The sequence below is a fragment of the Deltaproteobacteria bacterium genome (assembly GCA_016874735.1).
Lineage (GTDB): Bacteria > Bdellovibrionota_B > Oligoflexia > Oligoflexales > CAIYRB01 > CAIYRB01.
In genome coordinates this window covers 1-9,607 of record VGTI01000091.1, presented here as the reverse complement: position 1 = coordinate 9,607, position 9,607 = coordinate 1, and the positions used below count along the sequence as shown (strand labels likewise).

Here is a 9,607-nt window from a genome sequence, read left to right as displayed (position 1 = left end):
GTCTAGCGCGCAGAACCTGGTGCACCACGAAGAAGATCGACCGGCTCAACTGCCTTCTCAACATTTATGCGTGGTGGCACAACCAGTTAGTAACAAGAACGAAAAGACCGTTTCGCATGGGCTAGAGTTGCCTGATTTTCACCAACAATTAAGTGGACCAGTTCATCATGGTTACATACTCAGGGTGATCGATGAACGGATTGCGATTTTTCTGACGTTCAAAAACACGTTCATTGCGCTGCCGCTCGAAATCATCTACAGGATCATCCTGATGCCATTTTATTAGGGTGCGCAGGTATCCGTGGTATCCGGTGCCGTTGCTGTCAACCCCGTGCTCTAGATCATTGGGTAATGTATCGACGATTTTTAGGTTGGGTTCGCGTGGATCATCGCCCTCGTAACGAATATCCATGTAAAAAAGCATTCTCGCAATATCCCCGCGTACCGATGTTGGCGGTGTAAAAACCGAACGCTGAGTATCGACCCGTGCACCGGGCGCTTCGACAACTGGTTCTCCTCCAGCTAAGGATAGCTCGGCAAACATAGAATCACCGCGCAGACGATTCAGGCTAATCTCGCAGGGTCTGATGTGGTGAAGATCGGTATGTGCTGACATATTAACGCGTGGAAATCCATGGGACTTGGCCCATATGTGCTCGCGATTCCAAGTCTGATACGGGTCGGCCCCAGCACTATCAGCAGGAAGCGACCGACCGCTGTAGATCATCACAATCTTATCCGGAGCGTCTGGATCTGCGTCGGTATATTCCAGTTCTAAAATAACGCGTGCGTATGGCAGCCGTAAGGCTACCTTGATCTTGTCGTGTAGATAAGTCCTAAGTGGTTTGCCACTGAGACCTTCTGCGCCCTTGTAGTAATCTAGGTATTCACTGCCCGAATGGGCCCTGATACTGTCGTGCGCAGAAGTGAACCCGTATCGGGATTGATGATCACGATCTGGGGAGCAGGCGAGAAGCAAGCTCGCAAGTAAAACCGCTGGCCGTGCGAAAAGACTGGCGCTACTCATGTTGCTTGAAACCTGTCGCTTGATACTCATGCATGATTGCATGCTTCGGCGCAAGTAACTAAAACATTATTGATTAGTTGTCACTTAGTTTTTAGGTCGACCGGGAATCTTGCGAACATTGGCGGTAATCGTGTCATTGGTGGAAGAAGGCTGAGAATATTGAAGTTTTGTAAGCAGGTATGCGCTCAAAAGTTTGGCGCCTGCTGATGTATAGTGGATGCCGTCCGGCGACCTAACTTTGATTTGTTGGACCCCCAGGCTGGCATAAGCTGTGTAAGCGGTGTCAGTACTTGGTTCTTCTAAGTCTATGTACCGAATACAACTGTAGGATCTCGCGACGGATTTGATGACTGCATTGAGGTGGGAAGCTTTACGACGGAACTCAGGATCTCTCATCGTAGGGAGGCCTAGCCAAAAGACTGCATCACTTCCCCTACAAGCAGCGGTCATGAGGTCTTCAACCCTCTCTACGTAGATGCGGTGCCAAGCGGGTCCGCCAAATAAAACCCCTTTCTTGCCGATTTTAATGTTTTGTGTGTCATTTGTTCCGAGCAGAATAACCGTTAATTTGAAGCGTTGCTTTTTAAATTCCTCACTCAGTGCACGCGTCCAGTCGTAACGATCCGGGCGCGCCAGTCCCGTACCTATTTTGGCAACTAGTTGTGGCTTCAGGTGCTGCTTAATGAGTAACTCATTGCCGAGACTTGGACCAATTCCCGCCATCAAAGAATCCCCAACAAGTAGGGCGCTAGCATTGGCTTTGGCGCCGTGCGGCGTGGCCTGTACATGATGTGCGGTAGGGATATCTTGGGATCGCACGCGCTTGGGTATTGGTTGCGGCGTAGGGGTTAGGGTGGGCTTGCTATTGAGAGGTAGGGGAAGTGAGAGTTCTGTACTTATTGGTTTTTTGGCTATTTCGTGTACGTGCTTAAAATTGGACTCAAGTCTTTGGGTGACAGCATCACCGCCCAGTTTGGCACTTCTTCTCGCGTGTTTTTGTACCATTCGTTCAACTTCCTGGTTAGGTCCGTTGACTGGGAGTTGGGTCGCCCAATTGGTTAAGTTACGGCTGGTTAACACGCTTGCAGTAAAGTAACCGACTAAGAGAGAGATCACCACATGCATCAGGTTTTTGGGTAATCTCGTCGGCGCATTCTGTTGCTGTTCGGAGTTCACGATTTGGTCACCGATGTCCTGCTAAGAGTCGTCAATCATGTCGTAATACGTCCCAATTAATTGTTCGGTGTAACAGTCTTTGACTTTAGATCGATGTCGTCAAGTGGCTGTATTTTATGATTAAAGTTTATTTAACTTGTTTACGTCCTATGTGTATTTGTTTACATTTGTCGAAAATATGGACGCCCTGGCACGAAGTCGAAGTCCGCTCATTTTGGACAAGTCTCCGCCATAGATCGACTTTTTAAGTTGTTCGCAGCGCGGCAGTAAACTTGCAGGAGGGGCTTCGGGTTTACCTTGTCGTGGAAGGCTGATGAAATTCTCTCAAACAATACGCCGGTTGCCATCGCTCGGTCCAACGCTGCTGGCATTGCTGCTGACTGGGTGTCACCTGTTGCCAGTCAAGAGGCTATTGCCGCGGCCAAAATCCGATGATACTGCCACCACCCCAGTCGATCAGATCAACCGTACGCCCATCGATTCTGATGGCACCTGCGGTGACCGTCCTCCTCAGGTGCCCCAGTCAACACTGAGGCTCATGACAAACACGGAATACGATCGCACGACTTTTGACCTACTCGGAGTTAGGTCCAACGTAGCTGGGATTTTTCCGCCTGATGCCATGGGTAACGGCTTTGACACGGGTGCAATCCGTAGTGCGACCACATCATTGATTCAAATGTACTTAGAATCCGGACAAAATCTCGGCGCAGCATTGGTGGAAAAAGAAACTTCTACATGTGCCGCCGCGCAGTACAAGGTTGGTTGTACTGGGGAGGCCACGGCAAAGTTTGCAGAGAGGGCATTTCGTAGACCTCTCCTTGATGACGAGAGGCGCCGATGGACGGCTCTACCTGCGAAGTTCGTGGATGCGGGACACAGCCCTAAAAACGCCTACACTGCTGCCCTATCAGCGGTGCTTGTCGCGCCCCAGTTTCTTTACCACCATAATCTGGCTTCTCAGTCGCAGCTGGCTCTGCGCGGTCAGTTTGCTCTAGCAACGCGCCTATCGTACGCGCTTTGGGCGACTTTACCTGATTCGGATCTTCTGACGGCTGCCGCTAGCGGTCGGTTGACAGAGGATGCGGTTCTTGTAGGGGAAGTTAATCGTCTTGCAACCGATCTGAAAGCGCTCGGATTTTTACGAAATTTTGTTGGTCAGTGGCTCGGGCTACGTGGTCTTAGCAAGGCGCCTGCAGCTCATCATGTCGACGATAAGTTGTTGGCAGATTTTGAGGCAGAGACACAGGCATTTTTCGCCGATTTCCTCACAGCTAATCGTAATATCAGCCTGTTACTCGATGCGAGGTTTAGTTTTGTCAACGATCGACTGGCAGGGCACTACGGACTTTCTGGTAATTTTGGTAAAGAATTGAGCCGCACTGAATTAGACGGTATCCAACGTGGGGGGCTTTTGACTCACGGTTCTTTTCTTCTGCAAACCTCTAACCCGGACGGGACGTCACCGGTCAAGCGCGGTAAATGGATCCTCGAGCGCTTACTTTGCTCGCCACCTCCAGCACCGCCGCCTGGTTTACAGACGGTTCTGGCACCTGTTGCAGGAAGTCCGAAGCCGATGCGTCAGAGGCTCGCTACTCATCGTGCTAATGCTCAATGCGCTAGTTGCCATTCCAGTATGGATCCCATGGGTCTCGGGCTCGAGAACTATGACACTTACGGTAAGTGGCGTGACCGTGATGACTTCGGACCGATTGATGCGAGCGGTGTTTTGCCGGATGGACGTGAATTCAGCGATGCGAAGGCACTTGCCCAGGTGATTAAAGACGACGAAGCCTTTGCGAATTGTTTGGCCACTAAGCTTGGACAATACATGCTCGGACGATTACCGAATCAATATGAACAGTGCATGATTCAAAAGGTAGCAGTCAGATCTAAAGACCAGTCCTACGGACTTAGAAATCTGGTGGTGGACCTAAGTCGTGCGCTGATAGTCGAACCATAAAATACACAGAGAGGCGTCGAAATTTGCTAATTAAAAGTACTAAAAAGGGCACGACCAGAAGATCCTTCCTGCGTGGATGCGGCGCGTGGATCAGTCTGCCTTTTCTCGAGTACTTCGTGCCTGGTGTTGCGATGGCCGCATCCACTAAGCGTGTGCTCTATGTGTATCTACCAAACGGTGCGCAGTGGAAACCGGCGGTCACTGGAAGCGGTTTTTCCCTTGATCACCCGCTCAGTGATCTGCAGAGTGTGCGCGATTACGTGACTGTGATTAGTGGTCTTCAACTTGGTCCAGCCAAATCAACGATCAATGGTGACCATTCGCGGGGTCTTACCGCATTTTTGTCTGGGCAGACACCTCAGTTCCCAGGTCCCAATGTCAGCACGACCATCGATATTACTTTGGCTAAGACCCTAAGTTCAGGGAGCCGTGTATCAAATCTTTGTTTAGCAGGTGAGGAACAGGCCGCTTCCGAGAGTGGCTACACAGCTGACTACCAGGCATGTCTCTCGTGGCTGGGGGGGGCGAGTCCGAATCCACGCGATGTTGATCCTGGTGTAGTATTTGATCGTATTTTTGGTGCAGGCTCAGATGCTGATCGTGAAGGTCAAAGAGTCATACGCGAGGCGATGGGACGCAGCATTCTTGACGCAGTTGTAACCGAGGCTCAGAGCCTTGGTAAGGTGATTGGCGCTACCGATCGGGCGCGCTTGCAAGAGTATTTACAGTCAGTGCGTGAACTCGAGGGGCGACTTAGTAAAGCGCCTGCTAGCACTTGCGACGCCGGGACTAGGCCTTCATCGGCTGCGTACGAACTGCGCATTCAGCAGTTTTACGAACTTATTTTTCATGCTTTCCAATGCGGAGTTACACAGGTTGCAACTCTTCTCCTTGCCTCCGAGTCGACTAATCAAAGTTACGATTTTATAGGCCTTCCGTCGAGTCATCATGATATTTCGCACGATAGCTCTGCGGAGGGGTACGCTAAGATCGCTCGTATAGTTGCGTGGCATGTAAAGCAGTTTAGTCTTTTCTGTCAGCGCATGCGGACGGTCAGTGATGGTGCCGGCAATCTTCTAGACAGCTCCATCTTACTCCTCGGAGGTGGCGTGGCCGATGGTGCACGACACACCCACGACAACCTGCCGGTGCTTCTGGTAGGGCGCGGGAGCGGTGCCGTCCGTGGTGGTCAGCACCTAAACTTTGAGGGCACGCCCTTTTGTAATCTTCATGTCACGATGGCAAATGCCCTAGGCGTCACTATGAGTAAATTCGGTGACAGCAACGGAAGTCTTGGTTTAACTTAGCGCTGTTCAGTGCGAGAAATCGGTCACTGTTACGCTGTCATGAGCCTTGTGAAGAGACAGCAGATAAAGGGTATACTGTGGATTCCTACCAGAGCCTCGAAGACAAACTGAATGCGGTGCATCAATGGCCCTGTACGTACACCTTCAAATTTATCGTTAGCACTGACCAGTGCCAACATCTGCTTAGTTTACTCCCTGCTGGAGAAGTCGCCACGCGCGCCTCGGGGGGTAGTCGTTACACGTCGGTAACCCTGCAGGCCTCCGTCACAGATGCTAGGGCCGTGACTCAAGTATATAAAAATGTTGCCCAAATACCAGGGTTGATGGCGCTCTAACGATCTGTATTTGTTGCCATTGTCGAGGTCGTGTCTTTCATGGTAGCAGTACGGACGTGAGCGCCGCCGAGGGACCTAGGGGTCCGAGGTTGTATTTTGGGGACCTTGATGAGTTTTTCGGTAATCAATTTCTATAAATTTGTGCAGATTGACGATGCTAAAGCCTTGCGCTACCCATGGCGTGATGAGGCGCGACGGTTAGGTTTACTGGGCACGATCTTGCTCGCTCCTGAAGGTATCAACTGTGCCCTCGCCGGCGAGGCCAATGCGCTCGAGGCCTTTTTAGGATACCTGAAATCTGATGTCCGCTTTGCCGATGTGGTTCCTAAGTGGAGTGAAACTCCCAAGCGGCCGTTTCGCCGGATGGAAGTTAAGGTCAAGCGGTGGATCATTCGCTTTGCGGAGGCATCGGATCCCTCGGTTGCCGCTATTTTAGGCGGTGATCGGATGTCTCCGGCTGAACTTAAAGCGGCTCTTGAAGAGCAGGCCGGCGACTTTATCGTGGTCGATACGCGCAACGCTTACGAGACGGACGTTGGAGCTTTTACTGGTGCAGTGCGCCTGCCGATCAAGACCTTCACGGAATTTCCAGATGCTTTCTTGGCGGCTTTGGGGGATCAGAGAGACAAGCAAATTGTCTTTTACTGCACTGGTGGCGTGCGGTGTGAAAAAGTCGTCCCATGGGCCAAAGCCCACGGATTTGAGCGTGCGACTCAGCTCGATGGTGGGATCTTACGGTACTTCGAAGAGCAGGGCAGTGCCCATTACGAGGGCGACTGCTTTGTGTTCGACGATCGCTTTCAAGTTGACGGCGCCTTGCGCGTGACTACTTGAGCGATGCGTAAAGCCGTTGCAACTCGTCCTGGCTGACGCCTGCGACGTTGCGCACAGTTTCCGTGGTTGTGGAGGAGCCCTGTTTCTCCACGCCGCGCATCATCATACACAGATGCTGCGCTTCAACTTGTACCACAATGGCGCGGGGCCCAATCAAGTCGACTATATCGGCCGCGATACTTTCGGTCAGTCGTTCTTGCACCTGCAACCTGCGCGCATGCAGGTCGATAATCCGTGGGATCTTCGACAGTCCAAGAATAAGCTCGTGTGGATAGTAAGCTACCGATGCCTTACCCCAGAATGGGAGCATGTGGTGCTCGCACAGGCTGTAGAACTCCACCTCACGTACCGCCACGAGACCCTTGCCTTCTGCTGCAAAAACACCTTCGCCAACGACGTCGCGGGCCGTTTTCTGATAGCCGGAGCATAGGTGAACAAAGGCCTTGGCGAATCGTTCCGGCGTGCGTTGTAGGCCCTCGCGGTCCTGGTCTTCCCGCGCTGCCTGTAAAAGCAGTTTGGCTGCAGCCACGGCTTCACCGCCAGCAGCCACAGGACCTGGTGACGTTACCCGCGCTCTGGCGATGGCGAGTTCCTGTTCGAGCTTGAGTAAATGGTTATTCATGACTGCCTCCTTTGATGCACCCTTCGGTCCAAGACGCCTAAGTGCAGTGTCCATATATGTGCCCGCTGGGAGTGCTGCAAGGAGAGAGTGAAGCGCGGACGACCATACAGTTATCGGCCACTGACTGAGATTGTTCTAGGTCTTCGCGATAAAAAATTAGTTCAAAAGTTAGTCAAATGTCATACAATAATAGCTGTGCTCGCCACTAAAACATATAAGTGACTGAATTTATGGCTGATTACGGGGTCAAGGCCCTAGCCTCATACACCGGAGTCAATCCGCATACGATTCGCATTTGGGAGCGCCGCTACGGTGCCATTAGCCCCAAAAGGGCGGCCAATGGGCGGCGCGTCTACAGCCAGGACGATGCTGACCGGCTCTGTCTCCTCGGTGAGCTAACGACCCGGGGACATGCCATTTCCGCCGTGGCGAAACTACCCATGGCTGAGCTGGAACGCCTTATTGCCGGTGCTAGGGGGCGCCAGACCAGCGAATCCGAGGCTGGCGACCAGAACCTTACCGAGGCCAAGTCCAAGGTTAGCTCCATGCTACTGAGTCGGATGGTGGCGGCCCTTGAAAACTTTCAACTACGTGACTTGAGTGCGCAGTTAGCATCGGCACGATTGCACGGCAGTGTTACGGACTTTGTTTACCAAGTTGTGCTGCCTCTCATTGGTCTGATCGGTCAACTCGTCAACGACGAGAAACTATCGATCGCCCACGAGCATGCGCTATCCGCCATTCTCAAGACGCACATTTACCAAGCAATTTATCATATGGGTGCTACGCGGCCGCGGCAGGGCGAGGAACGATCGGCTTCAGCTCCAAGTGTGATCATTGCCACCCAAGAGGGCGATCATCATGAGTTTGGCATTTTGCTGGCCTCGCTCTTGGCAGAGTCACGAGGATTAACAACGCACTTTTTTGGCTGCAACATGCCAGCGCGTTCATTGGCTGGTGCGGCCAATGCGCTGCGCAGTCCGGTCGTACTGCTGGGGCGTTCGATCCGCATGCCGGTGGCTACAGCCACTGGGAAGATCATCACTCAGCGCGACTATTTAAAAGAACTCGACGAATCACTGATTGCATCAACCGAGATTTGGCTTGGCGGCGTATTAGAGGCGAATGCTCTGAAATTTCGGGCGCGCCATAGAGTTATCCATGTTGCGAGTCTACCCATGCTTGACGATAAGTTTCGTGCCCTGCTTGGTGACTAATTACTGCCGATCCAGAAAGTTGAGGGTCGCGATGCCGCCTCGGGCTTTATCGGCATCTGCCTCCGCACCCGTGAGGTACTTTTTATGACTCGTGTGACCGTCGAGGAATATTTGGTACCAAGTAGTTAGATACCGGCTCAGTTGGCGACGAAAAGCGCCCGGGCTTGTAACGTTTTGATGGCGCATGCCGTCCAGATTCAATAAGGCTCGCGGGGAATCGGGGCCCGTGGCGTTGAATGCTTTCTCAACGTTCGCTGGGGTGGCGACGAAGTCGCCGGTACCAGTGACAAACATGGTGGGAACTTTGACGCTGAGAGCCTGCGGCTGGTAAGGGCAGAGCGCAATTGCTGCACGCAGAGGCTCCTGGGCTGAGTTTACCGCGAGTATGGTACCTGCTCCCCCCATAGAAAAACCCATCACGGCCAGTCGCCCCGGATCCACGAGTCCTTGGATTGGACTACCACTGCGCACGGATTCTGATTTGAGTTTTCTCACCGATCCGAGATGACCTGTCTCCCAGATCCGTGGATCCGTGGAGTTTGGATTTGTAGGTGTGAACACCTGCACCACAAAACCGTGACTCGCCAAATGTTCTGCTAGCCAAACCATTTGTTCCTTGGTGTTGGTGTACCCGCCACTAAGTGTCGTGGCCGCGCGTGGGTTTTTCACGTCGCTAGGGTAGAACACGACAGCGGAACTGTAGGCGCCGTCACTCAATCCGTCGGTGTAGGATTTCACGGGATGGGGGCCGGCAACTTCGGGGTTCAAAGCGAGGGTGTCGGTTGGTTGCACCGCGGTGCGTGGATCTTGCCGCGAATCCCCTGGTGGCGTCTCCCCGCCCAAAGTTATGTCGCCTGATTGTGGCTTTTCGGTTTGGTTGCCTCTTGATCGCGTCCCATTCTTTGACGCGGCCCCAGCCTCATCCAATGCCTGGTTTTTTTTCGTCGTCGGCCGATCGCTGACGCCCACTTGAGAGCCACAGGCGCTCAGTGCGATGGCTAATACAACTAATGCAACCTTGTTGAGTTTAGTTAATGGCAATGGTTAGGTCCTATAAACGCGACATCGGGCGTAGGTTCCAGACATCACACTTGCTTATCGGCAAAATTCAGAAAAAATTTAGAGT

At 52.5% G+C, this 9,607-nt stretch carries 9 protein-coding genes; 5 read left to right on the top strand and 4 right to left on the bottom strand.

What is annotated here, in order from left to right; all coding sequences use genetic code 11:
- Positions 1-148: 148 nt before the first annotated feature.
- Positions 149-1,069: a hypothetical protein gene (locus FJ146_18330; protein MBM4253929.1), complete on the bottom strand. Its 921-nt coding sequence runs from the start codon at positions 1,067-1,069 to the stop codon at positions 149-151.
- A gap of 42 nt (positions 1,070-1,111) precedes the next feature.
- Positions 1,112-2,203 carry a DUF459 domain-containing protein gene (locus tag FJ146_18325; GenBank protein ID MBM4253928.1) on the bottom strand — a complete coding sequence of 364 codons (1,092 nt, stop codon included), beginning with the start codon at positions 2,201-2,203 and terminating at the stop codon, positions 1,112-1,114.
- A 313-nt stretch (positions 2,204-2,516) separates the two neighbouring features.
- Here FJ146_18325 and FJ146_18320 point away from each other — a divergent pair, with 313 nt between their 5' ends.
- The 4 genes from FJ146_18320 (at position 2,517) to FJ146_18305 (ending at position 6,642) form a co-directional block, all read left to right on the top strand.
- Positions 2,517-4,166: a DUF1588 domain-containing protein gene (locus FJ146_18320; GenBank protein ID MBM4253927.1), complete on the top strand. Its 1,650-nt coding sequence runs from the start codon at positions 2,517-2,519 to the stop codon at positions 4,164-4,166.
- Between the two features lie 23 nt (positions 4,167-4,189).
- The gene (locus FJ146_18315) at positions 4,190-5,473 is read left to right on the top strand and encodes a DUF1552 domain-containing protein (GenBank protein ID MBM4253926.1); all 1,284 of its coding nucleotides are present in this window, start codon (positions 4,190-4,192) and stop codon (positions 5,471-5,473) included.
- A 77-nt stretch (positions 5,474-5,550) separates the two neighbouring features.
- On the top strand, positions 5,551-5,808 hold the full coding sequence (locus FJ146_18310; protein MBM4253925.1) for a DUF493 domain-containing protein: 258 nt from the start codon (positions 5,551-5,553) through the stop codon (positions 5,806-5,808).
- 108 nt (positions 5,809-5,916) lie between these two features.
- Positions 5,917-6,642, top strand: coding sequence for a sulfurtransferase (locus FJ146_18305; protein ID MBM4253924.1), 726 nt, complete (start codon positions 5,917-5,919; stop codon positions 6,640-6,642).
- On the opposite strand, the gene folE is transcribed toward FJ146_18305, so the two are convergent.
- The gene (gene folE, locus FJ146_18300; protein ID MBM4253923.1) at positions 6,635-7,264 is read right to left on the bottom strand and encodes a GTP cyclohydrolase I FolE; all 630 of its coding nucleotides are present in this window, start codon (positions 7,262-7,264) and stop codon (positions 6,635-6,637) included. The two genes, FJ146_18305 and folE, sit on opposite strands and share 8 nt — an antisense overlap.
- 230 nt (positions 7,265-7,494) lie before the next feature.
- Between folE and FJ146_18295 the strand changes: the two genes are divergently transcribed.
- On the top strand, positions 7,495-8,481 hold the full coding sequence (locus FJ146_18295) for a MerR family transcriptional regulator (protein ID MBM4253922.1): 987 nt from the start codon (positions 7,495-7,497) through the stop codon (positions 8,479-8,481).
- Here the strand turns inward: FJ146_18295 and FJ146_18290 are convergent, their stop codons facing one another.
- Entirely contained in the window at positions 8,482-9,522 is a 1,041-nt protein-coding gene (locus FJ146_18290; protein MBM4253921.1) for a hypothetical protein, read from the bottom strand.
- Between the last annotated feature and the right edge of the window lie 85 nt (positions 9,523-9,607).

Excerpts from the sequence above, each read along its gene's own strand:
- FJ146_18330 (MBM4253929.1), bottom strand. The coding sequence starts at position 1,069 with ATGCAATCATGCATGAGTATCAAGCGACAGGTTTCAAGCAACATGAGT.
- FJ146_18320 (MBM4253927.1), top strand. The coding sequence starts at position 2,517 with ATGAAATTCTCTCAAACAATACGCCGGTTGCCATCGCTCGGTCCAACG.
- FJ146_18305 (MBM4253924.1), top strand. The coding sequence starts at position 5,917 with ATGAGTTTTTCGGTAATCAATTTCTATAAATTTGTGCAGATTGACGAT.
- folE (MBM4253923.1), bottom strand. The coding sequence starts at position 7,264 with ATGAATAACCATTTACTCAAGCTCGAACAGGAACTCGCCATCGCCAGA.
- FJ146_18295 (MBM4253922.1), top strand. The coding sequence starts at position 7,495 with ATGGCTGATTACGGGGTCAAGGCCCTAGCCTCATACACCGGAGTCAAT.